A 26,759-nucleotide genomic window follows, 5' to 3' on the forward strand; every position below is an offset into this window, starting at 1 on the left:
GCGGAGATGCCTATTCTCCCATACACAGCGTTATGGGAATCGGGGTCGCGAATTGGGAATCGGGAATCGGATGCAGCGTTGCGAATTGGTCGCTAACGCCGCTCGCACCGCTGCCGCGGTACGGCATGACCCCCAATCGCACGTCCCGATCGCAACAGCCCGCTTTACCCATTCCCGATTCCCGATTCCCTATTCCTCGCCCTTGGCGACCAAGGTCGTCAGCGCCAGATCCCCGGTTACGTTCAGCGCCGTGCGGCACATGTCCAGGAAGTGGTTGACGCCCAGGATCATGCCGATCCCCACCGGGTTGACCCCGACCATCGCGCAGATCAGCGCCACCACCGGTAGCGAGCCGGAGGGCACGCCGGCCGTGCCGATCCCGCCGAGGATGCAGACCAGCATCACCATGAACTGCTGGCCCAAGCTCAGGTCCACGTTGAAGAACTGCGCCAGGAAGATCACCGTGACGCCTTCGAAGAGTGCGGTGCCGTTCTGGTTGGCGGTGGCGCCCACGGTCAGCACGAAGCGCGACACCCGCGACGGCAAGCCCATCTCATCGGCCACGCGCAGAGCGGTGGGCAGGGTCGCGTTGCTGGAAGCGGTCGAGAACGCCATCACTGTCGCTTCCTGGGTCTGGCGGAAAAAGCCCAGCGGCGAGCGCCCGGCGAATTTCACCGCAATGCCGTAACTGACCACCATGTGCAGGCCCAGCGCCAGCACCACCACGCCCACGTAGGCGCCCAGACGAATCAGCAGATCGAAGCCGAACAGCGCGGCCAGGTTGAACATGAAACACGCCACCGCATATGGCGCCAGACGGATCACCAGTCCGATCAAGGTCATCGAGATTTCGAAGATCCCCTCGATGCCGCGCCGCAACGTGGCAACCTTTTCGTCTTCGGTCAGCACCATGCCCACGCCGAACATCACCGCGAAAAACATCAGCGACAGAATCGCGCCATTGCTCGACGCGGCGGCAATCACGTTGCTGGGCACGATCGACAACAGCATGTCCATGCCCTGCGGCTGGGTGCCGGAGCTGGAAATAATCTCGCGGGTGCGCTCGGCGTTTTCCTGGATCAGCTGACTGGCCAGTTGCGGGTCCACGCCCGCGCCGGGCTTGAGCACGTTGACCAGCACCAGCCCCAGCAACACCGCCACCCCGGACAGCACCACGGTATAGCCCAGGGTGCGCCACCCCACCCGCCCGAGCGCGCGGATGTCGCCCATCTCGGAAATCCCCATGACCAGCGCCGAGAACAGCAGCGGCACGATCAGCATGAAGATCAGATTGAGGAAGACCTGCGAAAACGGCGTGGTGACGTACTTGGTCGCCAGGCGCACCCACTCAGCGTCGCTGCCGGCCAGGTAATAGACAGCCAGGCCCAACAACAGGCCAACGGCGAAGCCAATTCCCATCTTCCAATGCAGGGGCAGGCCCGGGCGGCGCGTGGCTGGGGATGCTGTCATCTGGTCAGGCCTTGGTGGACACAAAGACCGGAGCTTAACAAACGCCATGGATGCGGCCACCTACCCGGGATGCTCCTGCGCAGCTGCTGCGGGGAGGTGAGGTTCTCGATGTCGGAGGCAGCAAGCATTTTACGGCTGGCTGGAGGCTTCGCTTTTTAGCGACGAAGACAGTGCAGCCGGCATTTCGAGTCGTCGCGACGCTCAGTGACATCCGATGCTATTGGTCGCAGCCTGGTCTATCGAGTGCGCGGTGCCCTCGCCGCTCGCCGGACACGCCGTGAACACGTCCATGCGGCCAAGACAGCGCACCAGCACGCTGTCAGGCCGCTTAGTAAAAGGCTTAGCGACTCGTAGCTAAGCGCTCATGGTGGTGCAATTCGCAGAACACGTGCGCGCTAGCGAACCAGGAACATGTAATGCAGCGCCTGCACCAACTACCGACTCTCTCGACTGGTCCTTGCCCGCTCACCGTGGCGGGACCCTTGGCGGCATGAATGCCGCCGAGGCGCTTACAAGGATGTACTTGCAGCGTGGCCGGCAAGGGTGGCCGCAGCGCTATCGCGCTTCGCACTTTTCTGCACAGTGGCAGATCACGCGCAATCAAAATCAATGCGATATCAGCGCGGCAAGGCAGTGTCGCCGCTCGGAGCAAGTGAACGGCCAACGACATCTAACGAGCCACTTAACCGAGTGCAGATCTCACACGCGGAATCGAAGTACCGTTGTTACAGGCCCCTCGTCACACCGGCTGCGGCCGCGCGGCAACTGCGCAACCACTATGTCAGTCGTTCCAGGCCGGTACCCACACAACTCTCAATTAAGGCGTAGGCGGATACAGCGGCGCCAGCACCTCCGGTTCGGCTGCGCTTGCATGGTGCCACCGCGGCCCCTTGGCGAACGCTTCGCGCAAGGCGGCGCGTGCGCCGGTCACATCGCCATCGCCGCCCCAGCGTGCGCGCTGCATGCGCGCCACGGCTGCACGCTGCGCCGGGTCTGCCAATGCCGCCATGACTGCATCGATATCGGCAACGCCGGCCATGCCGCAGAGCACCGCCGCCACATCGTCCATGCCGCCGGTGTCGAGCGCGCGGCGCAGCTCGGCCACGCCGTGGGTCGCACGCCTACCCTCGGCTGGCACACTGCTGCCGTTGCCCTCATTGCCGCCTGATGCACCGCGCGGAACACCGCGCCGACGCGCTAACGCCCACACCAGCGTGGCGATCCACAACAGCGCAAATCCGATCGCCGCCGCGATCCATGCCCACGGCGGTCGCGCGGGCGATGGTGCTTGCAGGTTGAGCGTGCGATCCGGTGTCGGTGCCGATTGATCGGGTGTCGGATTCGGCGCCGGTGTCGGCGCAGGTGTCGCAAACGCACCGCTACCTGCCGCCACATCGAGCGTCAGATCGGGCAGTGACGCGGTCTTGGCTGCGCCTGCCCCGACATCCCACCATGCCATCTGCAGCCCGGGCACCACCAACGGACCGGCACGGTTAGGCACGATCGAATAGCGCCGGGTCAGTCGCAGTTGCGGCGAGCCGTCCACGAAGCGCTCCTCGAATTGCGGCGGCTCGGCAAATACCTGCGCATCGGGCACGCTTGGCGTCGGCAATTCGGGAAACTGCGCCTGGGTCGCGCCGCGCGCACTGGCTTCCACCACGAATTGGACCGCCTCACCGGCTCTCGCTCGCTGTGGCGTGGTCGTGTAGCGCAACTGCAGGCTGCGCAACGGCAGCCACGGCTGCGGCGCATTGGCCGGTTGCGCGCGCACCTGCAGCGGAATGCTTGCACTGCGCGCACTCAGCTCACCGTTGCCGCGTCCGAAATAATCGTCGAAAAACCCGCCCACCGAACGCCCATTGAAACGTGCCGGCGGCAGCAGCAGGCGACCGCTGCGCTCGGGCACCAGCAGGTAGCGCCGCTCCACCACGTTGTATTGGCGTCCATTGACGACCTTGACCGAGCTGACGTCGTCGCCGACGCGCTGCATCGATGCCCCGTCGGGGGCCTCAAGATCCAACTCGCCCGATGCCAGCTGGGTGGCGAAGTACAACCGCACCACCACGCCCACGCTTTGCTGCACGTAGGGCTGCGCGTCGTCCACCTGGGTTTGGACGAACGCTTCCTCATTGCCCTGCGCCGCACTCGGCGCGCCGGCAGCGTTGCCGGGACTGCTTGCGGGATCGTTTGCCGCCCCAACCACCTGCAGGCGCAGCGGTTCGGTGCGTTCATTGCCCACGCGGATCGCCGGTACGATCAGTTCGCCGCTCTTGCGCGGCGTCAGCACCACGCCGAACAGGGCGCGCACCGTCACCGATCCACTGGCCACCTGCATCTGCTGATTGGCGCTCTTGGCGCCCAGCACGAAGTCGGTGCGCAACGGCGTGTAATCCGGGTCGACGCCGCGTTGGTCGGTTTCGATATTCAACATCGCCACATCGCCGGCATTGACGCTGTCGCGATCCAGCCACGCGCGCGTGACCGAACCCACCGGCGCGCACGCCAACAGTGCCACGCTGGCCAGCATGCCGATTGCCGCACGACGTAAGTGCTGTCTGCCGATCATCGTCCGTCCCGTTGCCTGCGTTCGTATTCCAGCCTGAATTTGGTACGCAGCAGACTGCCCGGATCGTCCGGTACCCGCCGCAGCCACGCGTCCACCGCCTGACGTTGCTCGCGTTGTTCCGGCGTCTCACCGGCGACGGCGGCCTCCTGCTTGTCGCTGCCATCGGCCTGCTTGTCGCCTGCCTGCGCCATGGCCTGCTGCATCTTGCGACGCTGTGCCTCATCGGCCTGCTGCTGCGCCTTGGCATCGGCAGATTGCGGCGGCGTGTCTTGCTTGCGTTGCTCGCCCTGCCCGTTCTTGGACTGCGCGTCTTGCGAACGACTGTCCTGTGGCGGCTGCGCCTCGGAGGGCTGGCTCTTGCTGTCCTGCTGGTTCTGCCCATCCTGGCCGGATTGCTTGTCCTGCTGGTTCTGGCCGGCCTGCTGTTGCCCCTTTCCATCCTGACCGGATGGCTTCTGTTCCTTGGACTGACCCTTGCCATCCTTGTTGTTCTGCTGCTGACGCTTGCGCGCCGCGTCGACCGCCGCGCGATTGGCGATGGCATCCTGCTGATTGGGATGTTGCTTGAGCGCACGGTCGTAGGCCGCGATCGCCGCGTCGTACTGGCCTTGTCGCGCCAGCGCGTTGCCGAGGTTGTACAGCCCCTCATCGGTGGGCACCGCCTCAAAGGCCTTCTGCGCCGACGCAAAATCGCCCCTGCGATACGCCTGCACGCCGGCATCCAGGCGCTGTTGTTGCACCTGATCGGCACGCTGCCACAAGGTGCCATCGGCCGCGTGCGCGGGCTGCGCCAGCGGCAGCACACACACCATCGCCAGCACGGCCACCACCGCGCGGCGGCGAAACGCCAGCAGGGACAGCAGCATCACTGGCAGCACCAGCCAATAGCCTTCGTCGAGCCAGCTCTTGCCGCCATCGGACTCGGCGGTTTCATCTGCCAACGGCTGTTGCGATGGATCGAGCACGCCCAACACCCGCAGATCCGCATCGTCCGGAGCAATGCGCGCATACCGCCCGCCGCCCTGCGCGGCCAGGCTGCGCAGACTGCCTTCGTCGAGCTTGGCCTGGGCAATTTCACCGCTGGCCATGCGATACGCCGCACCGCGCTCGCCGCCCACGCCAAGCGCAGAGACGTTGAAACCGCGCGAACGTGCCACCCGTGCCGAACTTTCGGCGGAGCTATCTGCGCTATCGCTGACAAGCAGGATCTCGCCTTGCTTGAAGCCGGCCTGCTGAAACAGCTGCGCGGCCGCATCGATCGCCCGGTCCGCACGCTTGCCATCGACCGGCATGACCGACGGCGACAGCGCATCCAGAAACAAGGCCACGTTGGCGCTGTCTTCGGTCAATGGTGCAACCGTGAAACTCTCGCCTGCATAGACCAGCAATGCCACCTCGCCACCGGCACGTTTGCGCAGCAGCGTCGCCAGCTTGGCGCGCGCCTGCAGCAGGCGCGACGGCGGCAGGTCGGTGGCGTTGGCACTGGACGACAGATCCAGCACCACCACCAGCGGCATGCTCGACTGAAACACCGGACGCTCGGTCTGCCGCCAACTCGGCCCGCTCATCGCAATCACGGCCAACGCATAGGTCAGCGCAGCCAGCACGAATCCCAGCCATCCGCGCCGACCGCCGGAGGCCAACAGCTTCGGCAGCAGATGGGCATCCACACTTTGCCGCCAGACGTCGGCGTCGCGGCGACGCCATTGCCACAGCGCTGCCGCCGGTAAGATCGCCAGCAGCGCGCACAACAGCATCGGGCGCAACAGATGTAGCGACTGCAGCCACCCCGCCAGCTCGGTCAGCGCGTCCATTGCCACCTCCGCGGCAGCGCATAGGCCACCAGGGCAATGACGATTGCCGCGCCCAATGGCCAGTAGTAACGCTCGACGCGCGGCTGCACCGAGGGCCCCAGTCCCTTGACCGGCTCCAGCCGATCCAGCTCGGCATAGATGCCGGCAAGTTCCTCGGTATCGCGGGCGCGGAAGAAGCGTCCGCCGGTCTGCTGGGCAATCTTGCGCAGCCCGTCTTCGTCGATGTCGTCGTTGCCGCCGGCCGGAATCGGTACCCCGAACAAGGAATAGCCACCACTGCCGCCGAACGCAATGGTGTGCACGCGTACGCCTTCGGCCTTGGCCAGTTCGGCGGCCTTCAAGGGATTGAGCACGCCAGCGGTGTTGACGCCATCGGTGAGCAACACCACCACACGCTGGCCCTGCTTCTGTTCGCGCAGGCGCTTGACCGACAAGGCGATCGCATCGCCAATCGCGGTTTCGCGCCCGGCCAGGCCCACCACGCTGTCGCTCAACTGATCGCGCACGGAGGTCAGATCTGCGGTCAACGGGGTCAGCGCATACGCACGTTGGCCGAACACCAGCAGACCGACGCGGTCGCCGTCGCGCCGATCCAGAAAGTCCGACAGCACGGCCTTGGCCGCGGTAAGCCGGTCCACCACCTTGCCGCCGAGCACCATGTCGGGCTCGCTCATGCTGCCCGAAAGATCCACCGCCAGCATCATCTGGCGCGCCTCGCGTGGCGGTTGAATCACCTCGCCCAGTTGCTGCGGACGTGCCAGCGCGGCGCACAACAAAAACCACGCCAGCCACGCCAGCCAACGCGGCATCCGCAGCACCGGCGCGCTTTTTGCCTGCGCCACCGCCTGCAACTGCTCTGCGTACGGCACGCGGAGTGCAGCCGCATCGGCGCGGCGTTGCGGCCAGAACCACATCAGCAACGGCAAGGGCATCAACCACCACGCCCACGGCCAGGCGCAGTGCGCCAACGCATCCTGCCATTGCGACCACTGCAACCAGTTCATCGCCGGCCTCGCATCAGCGTCACAAAGCGCTGCCGCGCCAACGCTTCTACCGCGGGCAGATCGCTGACTGCGGGTGCGCGCTGGAAGCCGCCTTCCAACACAGCCCGGCCCGGCCCCTGCGAGAACACCTGGTCCTTGCGCTTGCGCCCATCCAGAAACTGCAACCACGCATCGCCCTGCAAGCGGTCGGCCTGCGGATCGACGCGACGCGCGGCACGTCGCAGCAGGACCGACACGGCCGCCAAGCGCTGCGCCGGCGTCGTGGCGTGCGCGAGTTCCGCATCGAAAGCAGCCAGCCAGCGACGCTGGCGCTGTCGCCGGCGCCACCACCAAAAAAATGCACTCCCCACCACCAGCACGACCATCGCGATCACCAGCCACCAGCCCGGCGCCAGCGGCCACCACGACGGCGACGGCGGCAGGTGCACATCACGCAGCGGCAGCGACTGCGGGGACACCGTCAGCGACTCCGGGCGGCAGGGCTGCCGCCCAGCCAGGCATCGCTGGCATCGTCGGTGGACAGGCGATGCAAGCGCACGCCGCGTGCCTGCAAGAGCGCGCCCAAGTGCTCCAGCGGCGCGACAAATTCGGCCTGCCAGCGCGCACGCCCGGCCTGGGTGGACAGATCGATCGCGATGCGCTCGCCACGCACGTCGAAGGTGACTGGACGTACCGGCGGCGCCAGTTCCAGCGGATCGACCAGCACGATCACCACCACCTCGTGATGCAGCGCCAAGCCCGACCAGCGCGTGGCAGAAATCCGGCTGGCACTACGCGCATCGGCCAGCACGGTCAGGCGCGCGCCGGGACGTAACAGGCGCGCCGCGTGATCCAGCGCCACCTCCAGTCCCGCATCGCCGGACGGCGGTTGGGCATACCAACGCGCCAGGGCATCCAACACCGGCAGTACACCACGCTGACCGGACCGCGGCGCAATCGGCGCCTCGCTCGCGGTGCCGCGCAAGGCTGCGATTCGATCGCCCTGGCGCTGCGCCAGCCATGCGGCAACCGCGCCGGCGCGTGCGGCCTGCACCGATTTGTAGCGTACGCGCGTACCAAAAAAGAGCGCAGGCGAGGTATCGGCCACGATCAGGCTCAAGCGCTCGCGCTCTGCCTGGAACAACTTGGTGTGCGCCCGTCCGGTTCGCGCAGTGACGCGCCAATCGATATGCCGCGCGTCATCGCCGGCCACGTACTCACGCGACTCGGCATATTCCATGCCGCGCCCGCGCGTGGCGGCCGGCACCGGCCCCACCACCCCGTGCCGGCCACGTCCCGGTTGACCGCGATGGATTGCGGTACCGCGCAGCGCAATCAATTCTGCAAGCATTGGCCGCACCCCATCGCCAGCGACGGGCGAGGAGGCGGTTGCAGGGGACGAGAACGGCATCGAAGACATCGGCGTCTGGCGAGAGTGCGGCATACCTCGGCGACGCTGCCCGATCAGGGCAGCGGAATCTTTTCTAGCAATGCAGCGACCAGGCGTTCGCCGTCCCAACCCTCGGCGGTGGCCTCGTAGCTGGGCAGCACGCGATGCCGCAATACATCCGGGGCGATGGCGCGGATATCGTCCGGCGTCACGTAGTCGCGCCCGGCCAACCATGCACGTGCGCGTGCGCACCGTTCCAGTGCGATCGAACCACGCGGGCTGGCGCCCCAGGGGATCCGCCGCGCCAATATCGGGTCGTAACGTTTGGCATCGCGCGAGGCCAGCACGATCTCGATCAGATAGCGTTCCAGCTGCGGCGCCAAATGCACGTCAAGCACCACACGGCGCGCGGCGAAGACATCTTCCAACGGAATCTTGTCGGGCGCGGTCTCGTGCTTTTCCAGCGTATCGCGGGCGGCCTCGCGTGCCAGGCGCAGGATTTCCGCCTCGGCGTCGGCCTGGGGATAGCCGATGCGCACATGCATCAGGAAGCGATCCAACTGTGCTTCGGGCAGCGGGAACGTGCCCTCCTGCTCGATCGGGTTCTGCGTGGCCATCACCAGGAACAACTGCGGCAGCGCATAGGTATGCCGGCCGACCGTCACCTGCCGCTCGCCCATCGCCTCCAGCAGCGCGGATTGCACCTTGGCCGGTGCGCGGTTGATTTCGTCGGCCAGCAGGATCGGGTGGAAGATCGGCCCGGGCATGAACTCGAATCGGCTGTCCTGCGGCCGCCAGATTTCGGTACCGGTCAGATCGGCGGGCAGCAGGTCCGGGGTGAACTGCACCCGCGCAAAATCCGCTTCCAGCCGCGAGACCAGCGCACGGATGGCGGTGGTCTTGGCCAACCCCGGCGCGCCCTCGACCAGCAGATGGCCATCGGCCAGCAAGGCGATCAGCAGTCGCTCCACGAGCGCTGCCTGGCCAACGATGCGCTGCGCAAGCGACTCGCGCAGCGAGGTGAATTGACGGTGCAGCCGGTCCTCGGCGGGCGCGGCAACGGCTTCGGGGGGGAGCAGTGGCGGTGCGTTCATAGGTCCAGTGTGACCGATTCGAACGCGATTGGTTCACTTGGCAGCGTTGGAATGTTCAGTGAACGATGCAAAACTTGACGCTTGTCGACGGGCGAACGCTGGAACTTTCGGACTCTACAAGTCCCAGATCCCGCCCGTCACTGCGCTCGGGCTCGTAAGCACTAGCGCCGAAATGATGCGGGGAGTGACTGATTACTCAATCTGGATGTAGCAAAAGGAAAGGGCCGCTTCCGCGGCCCTTCCGATTCGATCATTGCTCAAGGAGTCGCACTTGCGACACGCAGCACCTTTGGCGTTACAAAGACCAGCAGTTCTGCCTTTTCCTTACTGCGACCGCGCTTCTTGAACAAATTCCCGAGGAAGGGTATGTCACCCAGGAACGGGACTTTGGAAATACTCTCGCGGTCATTGAATTCGTATACCCCACCGATCACCACCGTTTCACCATCGCCAACAAGCACTGCGGTATTGACTTCGCGCCGATTGATTTCCGGAACGGTCCCGTAGCCGTCGAGAACAATGAACCGCGCAACTTCGTCCTTCTTGACGTTCATGTTCAAGAAAACGCGGTTGTCATTGGTGATAGTCGGGGTCACCTTGAGCTCGAGCAGCACTTCTTTAAATTGGACATTTGCCTGGGCCTGCCCGCCACCGCTTGCTGCGGTAATAGTGACATAGCCGATCTCGCGACCTTGCTTGATGACGCCTTCACGTTGATTGGCAGTCACAATGCGCGGATTAGAGACCACCTCACCGCGCCCCTCTTCCTGCATGGCAGACAACTCCATGTCAAGAGCAAAGTTACGGCCAAGTAGCGTATAGGCAATCGAGCCGGCAGTATTTGTCGTGAAGGTACCCGCTGGAAGATTGAAATTGAGGCCCGCAGGAACGTTATGTATCCCGTCATTGATAATAGAGACGTTATTAGAGGTGCTTCCACTAATGACACCCGTATTTCCGCCATACTGCTGCCGCCCAGCGATACCAAATCTTGCACCCAAGTCTCTTGCAAAGGTATCGGTTGCGATCACAATCCGGCTTTCAATCAGCACCTGATCCACCGGGCGATCGATATGCGAAATCAGCTCGCGCATCTGCGCAACTTTTTTCGGGATATCGCTGATCATCAAAGTATTTGTGCGCTCGTCGGCTACCAGGCGACCACGCGGGGACAAGAAACCATTGTCCTGTCCTGCGCCGCCACCTTGTCCGCCCTGCCCGCCGCCGCCGCCGCCGCCACCGCCACCAATTCCTTTGGCCTCGGTCAACGCCTTAAAAATGGCGGACGCGTTGTGGTAATTGATCTGCACATAATCGGTGATCAAGTCCTCGCGGTTCTCGATCGCGATGCGGGCGTCTTCCTTGTCCTGCTCGAACTTGGCCAGCTCCGGTTGCGGGGCGACCCACACCACGCCGCCATCGCGACGCTTGTCCAGGCCCTTGGCACGCAGCACGATGTCCAGCGCCTGGTCCCACGGCACGTTCATCAGGCGCAGCGTGACGTTGCCCTGCACGGTGTCGGAAGCGACGATATTGAGGTTGGACTCCTCGGCGATCAGCTGCAGCACCGTGCGCACCGGCACGTCCTGGAAGTTGAACGTCACCGGGCGACCGCTATAGCCGCGCGCGGCGATCTGCGCGGCAGCCTGCGTGACCGCCGCCGGGCTCACGCCGCCCACCGCCGGCTGGCCCTTGCGCGGGGTGATTTCCACCACGTATTCGTTGCCGGTCTGGTAGGCCAGCGAGTCGAAGGCACCCTTGGTCGACAGCACCAGCTGCGAACCGGAGCCGGACGGCTTCACTTCAACGCGCTGCACCGGCGTGGCGAAGTCGGTGACATTGAGCGGGCGTTGCAGCTCGGCAGGCAGCTTGGCATTGCTGATGTCCACCAGCACGTTGTCGCCCTGCGTCCGCAGGTCCGGGCTAGCGCCCTGGCCGTCGAACTGCAGGATCAGACGGCCAGCGCCGTCTTCGCCGCGCTTGAAATCGATTTTGGACACCGCCAGGCTCGCCGGAGCGACCTTGGCCGGATCCTGCGCGGGCTGAGTCAGCGCCGCGGCGGCGAACGCGCTGCCGCTCGCCAGCGCCAGCGCGAACCCCAACGCGCAGGCCTGGAAGATCGCGTGGCGTCGTACCGGACGCAGCCGCTGGGCATTGGAAAACGTCATCGTGCTATCCCCTATCACTTTATTGATCATCCAATGCGAGTGCGGCCGGCCGTTCAAGCCATCCACCCGCACCGTCCGGCACAAGTTCAATCAGCTCGATGCGGTCTTCGTAGACCCCGGTCACCCGGCCATCGCTCTGTCCCAGATACACACCCGGCCGCACCCGGTAGGTCACCTTGTCAGGCGCCATCACCAACGCGATCAGGCCCGAACCGCCGCCAATGGTCCCCACCATGTCGAGGGCGTCGAGCGGAAAGGCTTCCAACGGTTCCTTGCGCCGGTTCGGATCCGGGCGTGTGCCGTTGCCACCTTCCGCGCTGACCCAGGCATCGCTGAACGGGTCGCGCATCGCCTGCGCTGCATATTCGAAGGTCTCGAACTGCTGCATCACCGGCAATGGCTCCAGCGGCGGCGCAGGACGCGCGCGCACCTCGGCAACCCAGGCTTCCAGATTCGGCGCATCGCCCGGTGTGCTGGTCACACCGCGCGTGCACGCCGGCAATACTGCAATTAACGCCACACAGGACAGAATCTTGAGCAATTTCATGGTCATTGGCCGCCCTTCTTCGCAGCGTTGGCCGCAGCCTTTTCCTGCTCGGCCATTTCCTCATCGTCCAGATAACGATAGGTCTTGACCGTTCCGGACAGCTCCAGCGCACCGCGCGGGCCGATGCCGGCCTTGGGATCCTTGGGCTTGAGGTTGATGTCGTGCATGGTCAGGATCACCACGCGCGGCAGCGAGGCCACACCGCTGACGAAGGCACCGAACTGGTGGTAGCTGCCCACCATGCGCAGAGCGATCGGCTTCTCGGCGTAAAACTCCTTCGGCGATTCCGGACCGGGCTGGAACAGCTCGTTGGACAGGCCGCTGGACAACGCGGTCTGCGAGATGTCGATGATCAAATCCGGCATCTCGGTCTTGCTGGGAAGCTGACGCAGCATCTGCTGCAGCACCTGCTCCATCTGCGCGAGCTGCTGCTTGAGCGGCTCCAGGTTCACCGCGCGGCCCTGTTGGGTCTCGAACTCGGTGCGCAGCTGGGATTCGGTGCTTTCCAGGCTTTCCAGTTCATCGCGCTTGCTGCTGATCAACAGGAACCAGGCCAGCACCATGATGAACAAGCCGACCATCACGCAGAACACGATACGTGCCTGCTGCGGCCAACCGCCGATGTTGTTGAAATCCAGATCGCTGAGCTTGAATGATTTCTTACTCATGACGCCGCCCCCTCCTGCGGCCGATTGGCTGGCGCCGGTGCTGCCTGCGTCGGTGCAGGAGCAGCGGCCGGCGGCGTTGCGGGCGCCGGCGCCGCTGCCGGAGCAGCGGGCGTTGCGCCGGCAGGTGCAGCACCCGGTGCTGCGGTGCCCGGCGCAGCCGGGTCCACTGCGCCCGGCGCGGTGCCGTTCTTGTCAGCCTCGTTCGGATTGGCCAGCTTGACCTTGAGCGTGAACACGTATGGCAGCGTCTTGGTGTCCATCGACGACGCGGCAGGTTGACCGGCCTTGTCCTGACTCTTGGCCTCGATGATCGACAGGTCCGGATTGGTCATCCAGCCCGAGCTTTCCAGGTTGCGCATGTACGCACTGACCCGCGCATTCGATTGCGAGCGACCTTCCAGCGTGAGGATGTCGCCATCCTGCTTGATGTTGGTCAGCGCCACGCCATCGGGAATGGTGCGTACCAGCGAATCGAACAGGTGCACCATCTGCGAGCGGTTGGCTTGCAGTTCCTCGATCACCTTCTTGCGGGCAAGCAGGCGGTCCTTCTTCTTGTCGAGTTCCTTGATCTCTTCGTTCTGCGCCTTGACCTTGTCGATCTCGGTGGTCAGAAACGCATTGCGCTCGGTCTGGCCGCTGATCTGCGCGTCGTAATAGAACCAGATCAGCGCCGACAACAGCACGCCGCCCAATGCGGCGAAGCCCAGCATCGAATAGAACTCGCGCTCGCGGGCCTTTCGGCGCTCCGCGCGCCAGGGCAATAGATTGATTCTTGCCATCAGTCGAAGCTCCTCAGGGCCAGGCCGGTGGCGATCATCAAAGCAGGCGCATCCAGCGCCAGCGCATGGGCCTGGACTTTCGGGCCAAGCGTCATCTGGGCAAGCGGATTTGCAACGACCGTGGTCACGCCCAGTTGCTCTTCCACCATCTCCGGCAGGCGCGCCAGCGCAGCGCAACCGCCGGCCAGCACGATGCAATCGACGCGGTTAAATTCACTGCCCGCATAGAAGAACTGCAGCAGACGGCTGATCTGCTGCACCGTGGCTTCCTTGAACGGCTCCAGCACCTCGACCTCGTAGCTTTCCGGCAGGCCGCCCTGACGCTTGGCAAGGCCAGCCTCTTCATAGGTCAGCCCGTAACGGCGCATCACTTCGTCGGTGAGCTGCTTGCCGCCGAACACCTGCTCGCGGCTATACAGACTGCGGCCGGAGCGCAGCACGCTCAGTGTGGTCATGGTCGCGCCGATATCCACCAGCGCCACCACCGCATCGGCGGCCACCGGCAATTCGCTGGCAACCAGTGCGAAGGCGTTTTCGACCGCAAAGGCCTCCACGTCCATCACCTTGGCGGTCAAGCCACCGAGTTCCAGCGCCGACTGGCGCAGTTCCACGTTCTCCGAACGCGAGGCGGCCAGCAGCACCTGCACCATGTCCGGGCTGTTGGGCATCGGGCCCAGCACCTCGAAATCGAGATTTACTTCCTCGATCGGATACGGAATGTAATTGGTGGCTTCCAGTTCGACCTGGGCTTCCAGGTCGCTATCGTCCAGATCGGCCGGCATCGGGATCAACTTGGTGATCACCGCCGACCCGGCTACAGCAGCTGCCGCGTTCTTGGCCTTGCTGCCGGAACGGTTGATGGCGCGGCGAATGGCTTCGCCCACCGCCTCCACTTCGACGATGTTCTTTTCCACGACCGCATTCGGCGGCAATGGTTCCACCGCGTAATGTTCCACGCAAAAACGGTTCCCGCTGCGCGATAGCTGCAAGAGCTTCACGGCAGTAGAACTAATGTCGACACCAATCAGTGGCGACTGACTCTTGGGTAAAAGCCCCACGGTAACTCCCCTGCCGACGGGCACTTGGACGCATGTGCGCCCTCGTATTAATAATCAAATTTTAACAGTTGACAAGCCCTTCACGCGCTAGGCAATGACCCGGCGACGCGACCCCAGTGCTGTCTTCTGCGATCCCCAGAGTTCGGCCCCAGCCAAACTCGGCGTCATCTATACTCTGTGACCAAGAAATCTGCAATCGGAATCTCTCTTACATGCCCCGTATTCGCCGTTGGCTGGGCTGGATCCTGGCCACGATCGTCGTGCTCGCACTGCTTGGCGCTATTGCTGCCGGCGGCCTGTATTACGCCATTTCCTCGAAGTTGCCGGACGTTCAATCGCTCAAGCAGGTAGAGCTGCAGGAGCCGATGTACGTCTATTCCAGCGATGGCCGGCTCATGGCCGTGTATGGCGAGACCCGGCGCTACCCCATCCAGATGAAGGACGTGCCGCTGCGCCTGAAGCAGGCCTTCCTGGCCACCGAGGACGCGCGCTTCTACGAGCATGGCGGTGTGGACTACAAGGGCATCGCCCGCGCGGTATGGCTGCTGACAACCACCGACGCCAAGCGCGTGCCGGGGGGTTCGACCATCACCCAGCAGGTGGCGCGGCAGTTCTTCCTGAGTTCGGAGTACAGCTACACCCGCAAGCTGGCGGAGATCCTGCTGGCCCGCAAGATCGAAAGTGAGCTGAGCAAGGACGAGATCTTCGAGCTGTATCTCAACAAGAGTTTCTTCGGCAACCGCGCCTATGGCGTCGGGGCCGCTGCCGAGTACTACTACGGCAAGAAGATGAGCGAATTGAGCCTGGACGAGATGGCCTCGCTGGCCGGCATCCCCAAGTTCCCGTCCAGCGGCAACCCGATCAGCAACCCTGAGCGTGCGCAGGAGCGTCGCGACTATTACGTCCTGCAGCGCATGGCCGACCTGGGCTTTGTCAGCCAGGCCGAAGCCGACGCCGCCAAGGCGGTTCCGATGCATGCCAAGCCGCATGAGCCGCCGGTGGAGGTGTACGCCCCTTACGTGGCCGAGCTGGTGCGCCAGGAAATGATCGCCAAGTACGGCGGCGATGTGCTCAACAAGGGCTACCACGTCACCACGACCATCGATGCGACCCTGCAGACCGGTGCGGACGTGGCGGTCGCCGACGGCTTGCGGGTCTACGATCATCGCCATGGCTGGCATGGCGTCGAGCAGCACTTCGACGTGGCCGCCAATGCGGACGCGCCCGCGCTGGCCAAGCACCTGGCAGGCGCGTTTACCCAGGGCGGACTGCGTGCGGTGATCGTGGCGCGCACCAATCCCGATGGCGGAGTCACGGTCGTGCAGAGCGACAAGACCGAACTGACCCTGCCAGCCAGTGCCAGCCGCTGGACCGGCAAGACCCCGGCCAAGCTGCTGACCCGCGGTGACCTGACCCGTATTCGCGCCGGCGAAAAGGACGGCGAGTGGATCATCGACCAGTTGCCGCGCGGCCAGGCGGCGCTGGTGTCGCTGGACGCCAATAGCGGCGCCCTGCGTGCGCTGGTCGGCGGCTTCAGCTTTGCGGGCAACAAGTTCAACCGCGCCACCCAGGCACGGCGCCAGCCAGGATCGAGCTTCAAGCCGTTCGTCTACGCCGCCGCATTCGAAAAGGGCTTCAACCCGGCCTCGATCGTGCTGGACGCGCCGGTGGTGTTCCGCGACCGGCGCGGCAAGACCTGGTCGCCGCAGAACGATGGCGGCGGCTTCCGCGGGCCGATGCGTCTGCGCGAGGCGCTGGTGCAGTCGCGAAACCTGGTGTCGGTACGCCTACTGGATGCGATCAGCGTCGATTTCGCACGCAAATACATCAGTCAATTCGGGTTCCAGGAGGCCGAGTTGCCGCCCAACCTGTCGATGTCGCTGGGCACCGCCTCGCTGACGCCGCTGTCTGTGGCACGCGGTTATGCGGTGTTTGCCAATGGCGGCTCACGCGTGGACACCTGGATCGTGGATGAGGTCAAAGACCGCGAGGGCAATGTCATCTTCAAGGAAGTGCCGGCGGTGGCGTGCCGCACCTGCGCCCTGCAAGGCGGCAATGTGGCGCCCGTGAGCCAGGTCGTGGATGGCTTCAACTTCGGCGCACAGGCACCGGAAACGCCGCCTGCCGCACCGGCCACGGCCACCGCGGCGCCGGCACAGACCGCCCCTGCGGCAACCGCGCAGACCAAGATCGCGCCGCGTGCGATCGACGAGCGCACCGCCTACCAGCTGGTGTCGATGATGCGCGACGTGGTCCAGCGCGGCACTGGCACCGCGGCCAAGGTACTCGGCCGCGAGGACGTGGGCGGCAAAACCGGCTCCACCAACGAGCACCGCGACGCGTGGTTCTCCGGCTTTGGCGGCCCCTACGTCACCACCGTGTGGGTGGGCCGCGACGACTTCCGCTCGCTTGGCTATCGCGAATACGGTGGCAAGGCGGCGCTGCCGATCTGGATCGACTATATGCGCGTGGCGCTCAAGGACAAGCCGATCGCCGCCAACGACCCGCCCGACGGCATGACCCAGGCCACCATCAATGGCGCGGTCGAATGGGTGAAGAACGAAGATCTGGACCGCCTGCAGGATTACGACTACGGCCTGCAGGAACAGCAGGACGAGAAGGCGTTCGACATTTTCTGAGAGCCGGGATTCAGGACTTGGGATTGGGGAATCGGAACGGCGTGGCTGTTCGGTTCCCCAATTTTTTGGCCGCCGATTGAATGCGCGCCGGCCATGGCAAGCCTGGTGGATCGCTGGCGGCATCGTTGCCGGTTCGGCGCAGTGCCCACCTGCCCGCCACCGAGATTGCACGCGCAGTGCGCTTCGCCTGCGCATCTCCGCACCTGGACCATCCGGTCACCGCTACGTGATCGTTCCTTTGCAATGACATGACGCATTCGCCATGTCTTCATGCAGCTGTTGTAGAGTCCAGATCAGGTTCATTAGGGGAGCCCGGTCATGCATCACGCACGCGCGCACGCCGATACACGCACCCGGGAACGTCGCCATCGTCTGGCGCACGAAGCCGCACGCCTGATGGCTGAAGGCGGCATCCGCGATTTTCATCAAGCCAAGCTCAAGGCTGCCAGCCGGCTCGGCATTCATGACGATGCTTCGCTACCACGCAATCGCGAGATCGAAGATGCGTTGCGCGAGTACCAGCGCCTGTTCGCCGGACCTGCGCATGGCGCGCGTCTGCGCCAACGCCGCGAAGCCGCGTTGCGGGCGCTTGAGTTTCTCAGCCCCTTCCAGCCACGACTAACCGGCCCGGTGCTGGACGGCACCGCCGACGCCAATGCGCCGGTGCACCTGCAGTTGCACAGCGACGATGCCGATGCCGTGCAGCGGTTTCTGGAAGAACACCGCATCCCGGCCGAGTCGCGCACGCGCCGGCTGCGCCTGGATCGCGAGCGCAACGGCGAGTTTCCGGTGTGGCTGTTCAGCGCCGAAGACCTCACCTTCGATCTCACCGTGCTGCCCTACGACGCGCTGCGGCAGGCGCCGCTATCGCAGCTGGACGAAAAGCCGATGCCGCGGGCGTCGGCCGCGCAGGTGCGACAGTTGCTGACAGACGGCGACGGTTCCGGCGGCTCACCACTGCTACGCTGAGTCGATCATGTGACGCGGCTCGCCTGTGCGGGCGAGCTATGGGCTTCATTTAAACCGGCGTCACCAAGCCACTGCGCCGCGGTCGTTTTATTCGGACCTCGCCACTGCCGGACGAACCGTTGTGCCATGCGCCGCCGGTCGCCGGTCGCCGGTCGCCGGTTGCCGGTTGCCGGTTGCCAATCGCAGCGGCAGCGGCAGCGGCAGCGGCAAGCGTTGTTGGAAGATCGACCGCCGCGCAACTGTTCAAATGCAAACGCCCCGCAATGCGGGGCGTTTGTTTACGCAGGTACGCGTGGACCGATCAGCGCTTGGCGCTGTCGGTGTAATCGCGCTTGTCGTAACCGGTGTAGATCTGGCGCGGACGGCCGATCTTCATCTCCGGGTCGACCTGCTGCTCCAGCCAATGCGACACCCAACCTGCGGTGCGTGCGATGGCGAACATCACGGTGAACATTTCCACCGGGATATTGAGCGCCTTGTAGATGATGCCCGAGTAGAAGTCGACGTTCGGGTACAGCTTGCGCTGCACGAAGTAGTCGTCCTTCAGCGCGGCCTCTTCCAGCTTCAACGCCACTTCCAGCAGCGGGTCGTTGACGCCCAGCTCGCCCAGCACCTTGTGGGTCATCTCACGGATGATCTTGGCGCGCGGGTCGAAGTTCTTGTAGACGCGGTGACCGAAGCCCATCAGACGGAACGAGGAATTCTTGTCCTTGGCCTTGGCCACGGCAGATTCGACGTTGTCGGCGGTGCCGATTTCCTCGAGCATCTTCAGCACCGCTTCGTTGGCGCCGCCGTGTGCCGGGCCCCACAGCGCGGTGATGCCGGCGGCGACCGACGCATACGGATTGGCGCCGGTCGAACCGACCAGACGCACGGTCGAGGTCGAGGCGTTCTGCTCGTGGTCGGCGTGCAGGATGAACAGCAGGTCCAGGGCCTTGGCAACGACCGGATTGATCTCCAGCGGCTCGCTCGGCACCTCGAACATCATGTGCAGGAAGCGGTCGACGTAGTTCAGGTTGTTGCGCGGGTAGCGGATCGGCCAGCCGATCGAATAACGGTACGCCGCAGCTGCCAGGGTCGGCACCTTGGCGATCAGACGGATGGCGGCCTGACGGCGCTGCTCCGGATCGTTGAGGTCCAAGGTGTCGTGATAAAACGCCGACAGCGAGGCGACCGAGCCGGCCAGCATGGCCATCGGGTGCGCGTCATGACGGAAACCACCGAGGAAGTTCTTCAGCGACTCGTGCATCATCGTGTGATGCGTCACTTCGTGGTCGAACTTCTTGAATTCGTCCGCCGTCGGCAGTTCGCCGTTCATCAGCAGGTACGAGACCTCAAGGAAGCTGGACTTTTCGGCCAGCTGTTCGATCGGGTAACCGCGATACAGCAACACGCCATTGTCGCCATCGATATAGGTGATGGCGGACTTGCAGCTGGCGGTGGCGGTGAAGCCCGAGTCGTAGGTGAACAGACCGGTTTCTTTGGTCAGCTTTGAGATATCGACGCAATCATTGCCAAGCGTGGGCTTGAGAACCGGCAGAACGACCGACTTGTCGCCGGCGTTGAGCGTGACCTGATCAAGATCGGACACTGTGTACGCTCCTTCAGTGGAAGGCGCCTGATCCCACATGGGCAGGCACGTGATGGAAGTCCAAGGCATCGCCTCGGATCAGGCCATTATCGCACAGCAGCATTTTGGCCGTCGCTTGGACAGAAGTCGTAGACGCGTTGCGCCAGGCATACAGGCGGGGCGTTCAGCGCCCCAAAAAACAACGGCCGCGCAATGCGCGGCCGCTGCCGGTACAGCCCGTCCTGCAAGTTCAGCGCGCGTAGCGCTTCTGGAACTTGTCGATACGGCCGCCGGTGTCGATCACCTTGTGCTTGCCGGTATAGAACGGGTGCGAGGACGAGGAAATTTCCACCTTGATCAGCGGGTATTCCTGGCCGTCTTCCCACTTCACGGTCTCTTTCGAGGTCATGGTGGAACGGGTCAGAATCTTGAAATCGGACGTCACGTCGTGAAAGACGACGTCTTTGTAGTTGGGATGAACGTTATCTTTCATGGACTTGGCGCCGGGCTGCCTGGATAAGCCGGGCATTATAGCTGCGCCCAGGCAGCCGGCGCAAGGTCGCCTCAGTTCGCCGCCAGGGCGGCCCCTACCAGCCCATAGAACTGCTGGAGGTCATAGGCCAGCAGCAGATTGGCATTGTCGGGCGCCCCGCCCTGCCGGTTCCAGTCCACCAAGGTCATGCCACGGGTATGCGCACCGGACAGTTCGATGTGTACCGGGCGCTGCTCCAGCCGCTGCGCGCCTTCCGGGTGCAGTGCGAACGCCATCGCCAGCGCGTCGGCGGCATACCAGTACTCGCCGCGGCTGTCTTCGGACCACAGCCGGGTCTTGCGCGAGATTTCCTCGTAGAACCGGGCGCGGCCAGAATCGGCCGCCAGCCATTGCTCCACATCCCGGTGCAGCAGGCCGTGCGCGATGGTGGCTTCCCAATCGGCCACGTCGAACTGCGGAAAGCCGCCGAACACGATATGCGCCGCTTCCGGGTCGAACCCGATATTGAACTCGGCCGCAGCGGTGATATTGCCGTGCCCGGTCAACGCCCCGCCCATCACCACCAGCCGTGCGACGCGCTGCGGCAAGGTCGGGTCCAGGGTGAGTGCCAGGGCAAGATTGGTCAGTGGGCCGAGCGCCACCAGCAGCAGCTTGCCGGCGTGCTCGTGCGACAGACGCAGGATGGCGAGCGCGGCGTGTTCGGCCTCGGCAGTGCGCTTGGCCGGTGCCAGGCCCACATCGCCGAATCCGTCGAGACCGTGCACGTGCGCCGCATCCACCGAGGGGTGCAGCAACGGCTGCGGGCAGCCGGCGTAGACCGGCACATCGGTACGGCCAGCGATCTCGCAGACCTTCAAGGCATTGCGCACGGTGTGCTGCAAGCCCACGTTACCGGCGGCGATGGTCAGGCCGACCACCTCATGGCGGGTGTCGTTGAAGGCCATCAGCAGCGCCAATGCGTCATCCACGCCAGGGTCGGTGTCGATCAGCAGCGGTATTCTTTTTGTCATGAGATTCGGAATTGGGCATTCGGGATTCGTTGCGGCATCTTCGCAAGGATTAGCGAGCCGCGCGAATTCCGGGAACGTGCAGGTCGCAGCAACCCCGCTTTGACCAATCCCCAATCCCCACTCCCGAATCCCCGCCGCTCAAGCGGCCGCATACCGCACCGCACCGCCGATCCAGCGTTCGACCACGCGGTCGGCGATTTCCGGCGCTTCGTCCAGCAGCCGCTCGGCCAATACCTGCACGCGCGGCAACAGGCCGGCGTCGCGTGCCAGATCGGCGATGCGGAAACTGGCCAGACCGGTTTGCCGGGTGCCCAGCAATTCGCCCGGGCCACGTAACTCCAGATCCTTCTCCGCGATCACGAAACCATCGTTGGTCTGGCGCATGGTCTCCAGGCGCTGGCGCGCCATCATCGACAACGGCCCCTGGTACAGCAGCACGCAACTGGAGGCAGCTGCACCACGCCCGACCCGACCGCGCAACTGGTGCAACTGGGCCAGACCCAGCCGCTCGGCGTTTTCGATGATCATCAACGATGCGTTAGGCACGTCCACGCCGACTTCGATCACGGTGGTGGCCACCAGCAGGTCGCTGCGGCCTTGCTTGAAATCCAGCATGGCCTTCTGCTTTTCGGCCGGCTTCATGCGGCCGTGCACCAGCGCCACCCGCACGCCCGGCAACTGCGCCGACAAGGTCTCGAAGGTAACTTCGGCGGCCTGCGCTTCGATGCGTGGCGGACCGCCTTGCTGGCCTTGCGCGCCCTTGCCGGGTTCTTCGCTTTCTTCGATCAGCGTGCACACCCAGTACGCCTGCCGCCCTTCGGCGCAGGCGGCGCGGATGCGTTCGACCAAGTCGGGGCGGCGCTCTGCGCTCAGCACGATCGTCTGCACCGGCGTGCGGCCAGGCGGCAGTTCGTCGATGGCCGAAACATCCAGATCTGCGTAAGCCGACATCGCCAACGTGCGCGGAATGGGCGTGGCGGTCATCACCAGCTGATGCGGCACGCTGCCCGCCGCCGCTCCCTTGTCGCGCAACGCAAGGCGCTGATGCACGCCGAAGCGGTGTTGCTCGTCGATGATGGCCAACGCCAGGTCGTGGAAGACCACCGCTTCCTGCATCAACGCATGCGTGCCGACCACGACCTGCGCCTGACCGGAGGCGACCTCGGCCATCACGGCAGCGCGCGCCTTGCCGGTGACCTTGCCTGCCAGCCAGACGATGCGAATGCCCAACGGTTCCAACCAGCCGCGCAGATTGGCGAGGTGCTGCTCGGCCAGCAGTTCGGTGGGCGCGGCGAGTGCGACCTGCTTGCCCTGCTCCACCGCCAGCATCGCCGCCAGCGCAGCAACCACGGTCTTGCCGCTGCCAACATCGCCCTGCACCAGCCGCAGCATCGGCGATTGCTGCGCAAGGTCGTGCGCGATCTGCTCGAACACGCGTTGTTGCGCGCCGGTCAGCTGGAACGGCAGCGCCTTGCGCAACTGCTGCACCAACGTGCCGTCGCCGGGCAGGCTGGGCGCGTGCAGACGCTGCAACGCGATGCGTTGCCGGCGTAGGCTGAGCTGATGTGCCAACAGTTCCTCGATCGCCAGTCGCTGCTGGGCCGGATGGCCTCCGGCGAGCAGCTGCTGTGGATCCGTACCGACCGGCGGCCGATGCATGCTGAGCAACGCCGCGCGCAACGAGGGCAGTCGCTCGTCCTGCAGCCAGTGCGGCGGCAACAATTCCAGCGCACTTTCGGGCGGCAGACGCTCCAGCGCCTGGCCGATGAGCTTGCGCAACGTCGCCGGGCCGACGCCTTCGAGCACCGGATACACCGGATCCAGGCTGTCGCCCAACCCGGCATCCTCGTCCGGCGCGAGCACGCGGTAACTGGGGTGCACGATTTCCCAGCCGTGCTGGCCGGGCTTGGGTGTGCCGAACACGCGCACCCGCGTGCCGACCGCAAACTGCGCCACCTGCGCCGCACGAAAATGAAAGAAGCGCAGCACCAGCGTACCGTGCGATGCGTCGGACACTGCCACGCGCAGCACCGGCCGGAAGCGGAAGCCGCGCTCGACAGCCTCCACACGTCCTTCGATCTGCGCCGGCACGCCACCTTGCAGCTGCGCGATGGTGGTCAAGCGCGTGCGGTCTTCGTAACGCAGCGGCAGATGCAGCCACAGGTCCTGCACGCTGAGGATGCCGCGCGCAGCGAACTTGTCGGCCACTTTCAGGCCGACACCGGGCAGGCTGGACAGCCGGGCCTGGCCGGCGACGGCCAGGCTGGGCGTGACGACGCGCGTGCGCGACACGGCCGATCAGCGGCGCAGGATCACTCGATCACCATCACTGCATCCACTTCGAAGCCAGCGCCCTTGGGCAGGCCGGAGACTTCGATGGTCGAACGCGCCGGGAACGGCGCCTGGAAATATTCCTGCATCACCGCGTTGACGGCGGCGAACTGCCCCAGGTCGGTCAGATACAGGCCCAGACGCACGATCTTGTCGAGCGAGCCGCCAGCCGCTTCGGCCACCGCCTTGAGGTTGTCGAATGCACGGCGCGCCTGCGCACCGATGTCGCCCGGCACGATCTCGCCGGTGGCCGGGTCCAGCGGGATCTGCCCGGAGAAATACACGGTGTTGCCGGCACGCACGGCCTGCGAATACGGGCCGATGGCGGCAGGCGCCTGGTCGGTATGGATGATCTGGGACATGGACGCTCCACTGCAAAGGGTTGCTGCAGTTTAGGCCTTTGTGCGGATTTGCTCGACTGTTGCGCGAGCGCGCCAGACGCTACTGGCGTCCGACGCTCTGCACCACATGCAGGCGGCGCAGCCGACGCATCACCTCGGCCAGGTGGCGGCGGTCGCGCACCTGGATGTTGAAGCGCAGCACGGCGGCGTTGAAGTCGCGGTCCAGATAGTCCACGCGCTCGATATTGGACTGACTCTGCGCGATGGCGGCCGCCAGCTGCGCCAGCACGCCGGTACGGTTTTCCACTTCGACCACCAGCGCGGTGTCGTAGTCGCCGGTCACGTTGGAGTCCCAGTCGATCGGCACCCAACGTTCGGGCGATTTGCGCAGTTCCGCCAGGTTCGGGCAGTCCAGGCGGTGCACCACGATGCCCTTGCCGGCAGTGTGGTAGCCCATGATTTCGTCGCCGGGAATCGGCTGGCAGCAATTGGCGAAACTGATCACGCCGCGCTCGCTGCCGTCGATCAGGATCTTCTCGTGCGAATGCTTGGACAGGCCACCGCCACGCAATTCTGCGTAAGCCATCAGTGCCTGTGCGGCCTGATTGGGCATCCAGTTGCCAAGCGCCACATCGGCCAGCAGCGCTTCCAAGCGCGGGTAGCGGTGCTCGGCAAGGAAGGCATCCAGGCGACCCTTGGGCAGCCGTTCCAGCGAGGAGTCCATCGCTTCCAGCGCGCGGTCCAGCATGCGGTGGCCCAACTGCACGGCATCTTCGTGCTCGAGTTGCTTGAGCTGATGCCGGATGGCGGTGCGCGCCTTGCTGCTGACCACAAATTCCAGCCACTGCGGCTTGGGCGTGGCCGAGCGTGCGGTGATGATCTCCACCGCCTGCCCGCTGACCAGCTTGGTGCGCAGCGGCACCAGCTTCTTGTCCACGCGCGAGGCCACGGCGCGATTGCCCACGTCGGTATGCACCGCGTAGGCAAAATCCAGCGCGGTGGAATTGCGCGGCAACGCCAGGATCTTGCCCTTGGGCGTGAACAGATAGACCTCGTCGGGGAACAGGTCGACCTTGACGTTGTCGAGGAATTCCAGCGACGAGCCGGCGGCGCGCTGCGAATCGATCAGTTCCACGATCCAGTCGTGCGCACGGCTCTGCGCGCTGTTGGGCGAGGCCGAACCCACCTTGTAGGTCCAGTGCGCCGCCACGCCGCGTTCGGCGATCAGATCCATCTCTTCGGTGCGGATCTGCACTTCGATCGGCGAGCCGTACGGGCCGAACAGCACGGTGTGCAGCGACTGGTAGCCGTTGGCCTTGGGGATCGCAATGAAATCGCGGAAGCGCCCGTCCAGCGGCTTGAAGCTGGCATGCACCGCGCCGAGTGCGTGATAGCAATCGGCCACCGTGCGCACCACCAGGCGAAAGCCGAACACGTCCATCACCTGGTCGAAGGACTTGTTCTCTTCGTGCATCTTGGAATAGATGCTCCAGGGCGTTTTGATGCGGCTGACCAACCTATGCTCCAGCCCTTCCTTGGCCAGGCGCTGGGACAGCTGCACTTCCACCTGCGCCATCGATTCGCGCCGCACCACCGGCTGGCTGCGGATGTGTTTCTCGATGATGGCGTGGCGCCACGGATACAACGCGCGGAAGCCCAGGTTCTGCAATTCGGACTTGATCAGGCTCATGCCCAGCCGCTGCGCGATGGGCGCGTAGATCTCCAGCGTCTCGCGGGCGATGCGGCCGCGCGCCTCGGTGCTCTGGGCGCCGAGCGTGCGCATGTTGTGCAGGCGGTCGGCCAGCTTGATCATGATCACGCGCAGATCGCGCGACATCGCCAGCAGCATCTTGCGGAAACTTTCCGCCGCCGCTTCCTGGCGGTCGCGGAACTTGAGCTTGTCCAGCTTGGTCACGCCATCGACCAGCTCGGCCACCGCCTCGCCGAACTCGGACGCCAGTTCTTCGCGCGTCAGCGGCGTATCTTCAATCGTGTCGTGCAGGATCGCCGCGATCAGCGATTCCATGTCCAGGCCCAGCTCGGCCAGCACGCCAGCCACCGCCACCGGGTGGGTGATGTACGGCTCGCCCGACTTGCGGGTCTGCCCGGCATGCGCGCTGGCGCCCACTTCCCAGGCACGGCGCAGGATCGGCAGTTGCTCCTTGGGCAGGTAGCTGGCCGCGCGCTCGAGATGCAGGACGTAGTCGGGGATGGCCTGGTCGGAAGACGGAGACGTCACGACGGTCGCCTGGGCAGTGGGGCCTGGGTTCATGCCGGAAGACTATGCCAGCCGTGCAGTCTCGGCAAACATTTGCACACGCAGGCGTATTGCCGGGACCGAAAACGAAAACAGCCCGCATCGAGGCGGGCTGTTCTGATCTATCGCAGCGATGCTGGAAATCAATCGTCGTTCTTGGACATGTCTTCGTCGGCGACCACTTCAGCGGCGGCCCATTCCAGCGCTTCGCGCTCGGCGCGTTCGCGTTCGGCCTTCTCGACTTCATCGATCAGCGCGTTGTCGATCCGGCGTGCGGCGATCTCGCGCAGTGCCATCACGGTGGGCTTGTCGCTGGCGTCGGCATTCTCGATCAGCGGCTGCACGCCGTTGGCGAGCTGACGGGCGCGCTTGGAGGCCATCATGACCAGCTCAAAACGGTTGTTCACGACTTCCAGGCAATCTTCTACGGTAATGCGGGCCATGCGGGCTCCCGGCGACCAGCAACGGCCGCGCATCGAATGATGGAAAGGGGGCGGAGTGTACGCCCCGGCCGGCGCCGCAGCAACCGGCACCCATTCAGTTTCCTTTGGAATCAGCGGTTTGAGTCGCTTGGAGCGGACGGGAAACCGTCTTTGGCGATCGCTGGTGTAG

General features: G+C 64.8%; 21 protein-coding genes. 2 read left to right on the top strand and 19 right to left on the bottom strand.

Going from position 1 to position 26,759, the window contains the following annotated elements:
• Positions 1–189 precede the first annotated feature (189 nt).
• The 12 genes from ACCQ00_RS16505 to ACCQ00_RS16560 form a co-directional block, all read right to left on the bottom strand.
• Positions 190–1,470, bottom strand: a complete 1,281-nt coding sequence (locus ACCQ00_RS16505; RefSeq protein WP_080948847.1) for a dicarboxylate/amino acid:cation symporter — start codon at positions 1,468–1,470, stop codon at positions 190–192.
• Between the two features lie 817 nt (positions 1,471–2,287).
• Entirely contained in the window at positions 2,288–4,036 is a 1,749-nt protein-coding gene (locus ACCQ00_RS16510; protein ID WP_372353986.1) for a BatD family protein, read from the bottom strand.
• A complete protein-coding gene (locus tag ACCQ00_RS16515) occupies positions 4,033–5,850 on the bottom strand; it encodes a VWA domain-containing protein (protein WP_039572065.1) in 1,818 nt (605 codons plus the stop codon). Before ACCQ00_RS16515 ends, ACCQ00_RS16510 begins: the two co-directional genes overlap by 4 nt.
• Complete coding sequence (locus ACCQ00_RS16520; protein ID WP_039572060.1) at positions 5,838–6,854, bottom strand: vWA domain-containing protein; 1,017 nt, start codon at positions 6,852–6,854, stop codon at positions 5,838–5,840. The genes ACCQ00_RS16515 and ACCQ00_RS16520 overlap by 13 nt, the downstream gene beginning before the upstream one ends.
• Positions 6,851–7,312, bottom strand: coding sequence for a DUF4381 domain-containing protein (locus ACCQ00_RS16525; RefSeq protein WP_039572057.1), 462 nt, complete (start codon positions 7,310–7,312; stop codon positions 6,851–6,853). Before ACCQ00_RS16525 ends, ACCQ00_RS16520 begins: the two co-directional genes overlap by 4 nt.
• 2 nt (positions 7,313–7,314) lie before the next feature.
• Positions 7,315–8,277 (bottom strand): DUF58 domain-containing protein, encoded by a 963-nt coding sequence (locus tag ACCQ00_RS16530; protein WP_039572054.1) that lies wholly within the window; start codon positions 8,275–8,277, stop codon positions 7,315–7,317.
• Positions 8,278–8,297: 20 nt separating this feature from the next.
• Complete coding sequence (locus tag ACCQ00_RS16535) at positions 8,298–9,317, bottom strand: AAA family ATPase (RefSeq protein ID WP_372353987.1); 1,020 nt, start codon at positions 9,315–9,317, stop codon at positions 8,298–8,300.
• A gap of 257 nt (positions 9,318–9,574) precedes the next feature.
• Complete coding sequence (locus ACCQ00_RS16540) at positions 9,575–11,485, bottom strand: type IV pilus secretin PilQ (RefSeq protein WP_372353988.1); 1,911 nt, start codon at positions 11,483–11,485, stop codon at positions 9,575–9,577.
• 19 nt (positions 11,486–11,504) lie between these two features.
• Positions 11,505–12,038 (bottom strand): pilus assembly protein PilP, encoded by a 534-nt coding sequence (locus ACCQ00_RS16545; RefSeq protein ID WP_007974439.1) that lies wholly within the window; start codon positions 12,036–12,038, stop codon positions 11,505–11,507.
• Entirely contained in the window at positions 12,035–12,700 is a 666-nt protein-coding gene (locus ACCQ00_RS16550; RefSeq protein ID WP_039572047.1) for a type IV pilus inner membrane component PilO, read from the bottom strand. Before ACCQ00_RS16550 ends, ACCQ00_RS16545 begins: the two co-directional genes overlap by 4 nt.
• A complete protein-coding gene (locus ACCQ00_RS16555) occupies positions 12,697–13,479 on the bottom strand; it encodes a PilN domain-containing protein (RefSeq protein WP_017156874.1) in 783 nt (260 codons plus the stop codon). Before ACCQ00_RS16555 ends, ACCQ00_RS16550 begins: the two co-directional genes overlap by 4 nt.
• Entirely contained in the window at positions 13,479–14,537 is a 1,059-nt protein-coding gene (locus ACCQ00_RS16560; RefSeq protein ID WP_372353989.1) for a pilus assembly protein PilM, read from the bottom strand. The genes ACCQ00_RS16555 and ACCQ00_RS16560 overlap by 1 nt, the downstream gene beginning before the upstream one ends.
• A gap of 212 nt (positions 14,538–14,749) precedes the next feature.
• Here ACCQ00_RS16560 and ACCQ00_RS16565 point away from each other — a divergent pair, with 212 nt between their 5' ends.
• Positions 14,750–17,176 carry a penicillin-binding protein 1A gene (locus tag ACCQ00_RS16565; protein WP_033473311.1) on the top strand — a complete coding sequence of 809 codons (2,427 nt, stop codon included), beginning with the start codon at positions 14,750–14,752 and terminating at the stop codon, positions 17,174–17,176.
• A gap of 318 nt (positions 17,177–17,494) precedes the next feature.
• A complete protein-coding gene (locus tag ACCQ00_RS16570; RefSeq protein ID WP_017156871.1) occupies positions 17,495–18,145 on the top strand; it encodes a hypothetical protein in 651 nt (216 codons plus the stop codon).
• 301 nt (positions 18,146–18,446) lie between these two features.
• Here ACCQ00_RS16570 and ACCQ00_RS16575 read toward each other — a convergent pair whose 3' ends face one another.
• From ACCQ00_RS16575 to rpoZ, 7 genes are all read right to left on the bottom strand, one after another.
• The gene (locus ACCQ00_RS16575) at positions 18,447–19,736 is read right to left on the bottom strand and encodes a citrate synthase (RefSeq protein WP_003486167.1); all 1,290 of its coding nucleotides are present in this window, start codon (positions 19,734–19,736) and stop codon (positions 18,447–18,449) included.
• Between the two features lie 229 nt (positions 19,737–19,965).
• Entirely contained in the window at positions 19,966–20,208 is a 243-nt protein-coding gene (locus ACCQ00_RS16580) for a type B 50S ribosomal protein L31 (protein WP_005911911.1), read from the bottom strand.
• A 71-nt stretch (positions 20,209–20,279) separates the two neighbouring features.
• On the bottom strand, positions 20,280–21,218 hold the full coding sequence (locus ACCQ00_RS16585) for a nucleoside hydrolase (RefSeq protein ID WP_017156868.1): 939 nt from the start codon (positions 21,216–21,218) through the stop codon (positions 20,280–20,282).
• A gap of 138 nt (positions 21,219–21,356) precedes the next feature.
• Entirely contained in the window at positions 21,357–23,510 is a 2,154-nt protein-coding gene (gene recG / locus ACCQ00_RS16590) for an ATP-dependent DNA helicase RecG (RefSeq protein WP_039572040.1), read from the bottom strand.
• A gap of 20 nt (positions 23,511–23,530) precedes the next feature.
• Positions 23,531–23,911: a RidA family protein gene (locus ACCQ00_RS16595; RefSeq protein WP_005911914.1), complete on the bottom strand. Its 381-nt coding sequence runs from the start codon at positions 23,909–23,911 to the stop codon at positions 23,531–23,533.
• Between the two features lie 79 nt (positions 23,912–23,990).
• On the bottom strand, positions 23,991–26,162 hold the full coding sequence (locus ACCQ00_RS16600) for a RelA/SpoT family protein (protein WP_008575831.1): 2,172 nt from the start codon (positions 26,160–26,162) through the stop codon (positions 23,991–23,993).
• Positions 26,163–26,290: 128 nt separating this feature from the next.
• Complete coding sequence (rpoZ, locus tag ACCQ00_RS16605; RefSeq protein ID WP_002812428.1) at positions 26,291–26,590, bottom strand: DNA-directed RNA polymerase subunit omega; 300 nt, start codon at positions 26,588–26,590, stop codon at positions 26,291–26,293.
• Between the last annotated feature and the right edge of the window lie 169 nt (positions 26,591–26,759).

The organism is Xanthomonas sp. NCPPB 3761, from assembly GCF_041475705.2.
Classification (GTDB): Bacteria; Pseudomonadota; Gammaproteobacteria; order Xanthomonadales; family Xanthomonadaceae; genus Xanthomonas; species Xanthomonas phaseoli.

Coding starts and splice junctions, on each gene's coding strand:
- ACCQ00_RS16505 (WP_080948847.1), bottom strand. CDS start 1,470: ATGACAGCATCCCCAGCCACGCGCCGCCCGGGCCTGCCCCTGCATTGG.
- ACCQ00_RS16510 (WP_372353986.1), bottom strand. CDS start 4,036: ATGATCGGCAGACAGCACTTACGTCGTGCGGCAATCGGCATGCTGGCC.
- ACCQ00_RS16515 (WP_039572065.1), bottom strand. CDS start 5,850: ATGGACGCGCTGACCGAGCTGGCGGGGTGGCTGCAGTCGCTACATCTG.
- ACCQ00_RS16520 (WP_039572060.1), bottom strand. CDS start 6,854: ATGAACTGGTTGCAGTGGTCGCAATGGCAGGATGCGTTGGCGCACTGC.
- ACCQ00_RS16530 (WP_039572054.1), bottom strand. CDS start 8,277: ATGCCGCACTCTCGCCAGACGCCGATGTCTTCGATGCCGTTCTCGTCC.
- ACCQ00_RS16535 (WP_372353987.1), bottom strand. CDS start 9,317: ATGAACGCACCGCCACTGCTCCCCCCCGAAGCCGTTGCCGCGCCCGCC.
- ACCQ00_RS16540 (WP_372353988.1), bottom strand. CDS start 11,485: ATGACGTTTTCCAATGCCCAGCGGCTGCGTCCGGTACGACGCCACGCG.
- ACCQ00_RS16545 (WP_007974439.1), bottom strand. CDS start 12,038: ATGACCATGAAATTGCTCAAGATTCTGTCCTGTGTGGCGTTAATTGCA.
- ACCQ00_RS16550 (WP_039572047.1), bottom strand. CDS start 12,700: ATGAGTAAGAAATCATTCAAGCTCAGCGATCTGGATTTCAACAACATC.
- ACCQ00_RS16555 (WP_017156874.1), bottom strand. CDS start 13,479: ATGGCAAGAATCAATCTATTGCCCTGGCGCGCGGAGCGCCGAAAGGCC.
- ACCQ00_RS16565 (WP_033473311.1), top strand. CDS start 14,750: ATGCCCCGTATTCGCCGTTGGCTGGGCTGGATCCTGGCCACGATCGTC.
- ACCQ00_RS16570 (WP_017156871.1), top strand. CDS start 17,495: ATGCATCACGCACGCGCGCACGCCGATACACGCACCCGGGAACGTCGC.
- ACCQ00_RS16580 (WP_005911911.1), bottom strand. CDS start 20,208: ATGAAAGATAACGTTCATCCCAACTACAAAGACGTCGTCTTTCACGAC.
- ACCQ00_RS16585 (WP_017156868.1), bottom strand. CDS start 21,218: ATGACAAAAAGAATACCGCTGCTGATCGACACCGACCCTGGCGTGGAT.
- ACCQ00_RS16595 (WP_005911914.1), bottom strand. CDS start 23,911: ATGTCCCAGATCATCCATACCGACCAGGCGCCTGCCGCCATCGGCCCG.
- ACCQ00_RS16600 (WP_008575831.1), bottom strand. CDS start 26,162: ATGAACCCAGGCCCCACTGCCCAGGCGACCGTCGTGACGTCTCCGTCT.
- rpoZ (WP_002812428.1), bottom strand. CDS start 26,590: ATGGCCCGCATTACCGTAGAAGATTGCCTGGAAGTCGTGAACAACCGT.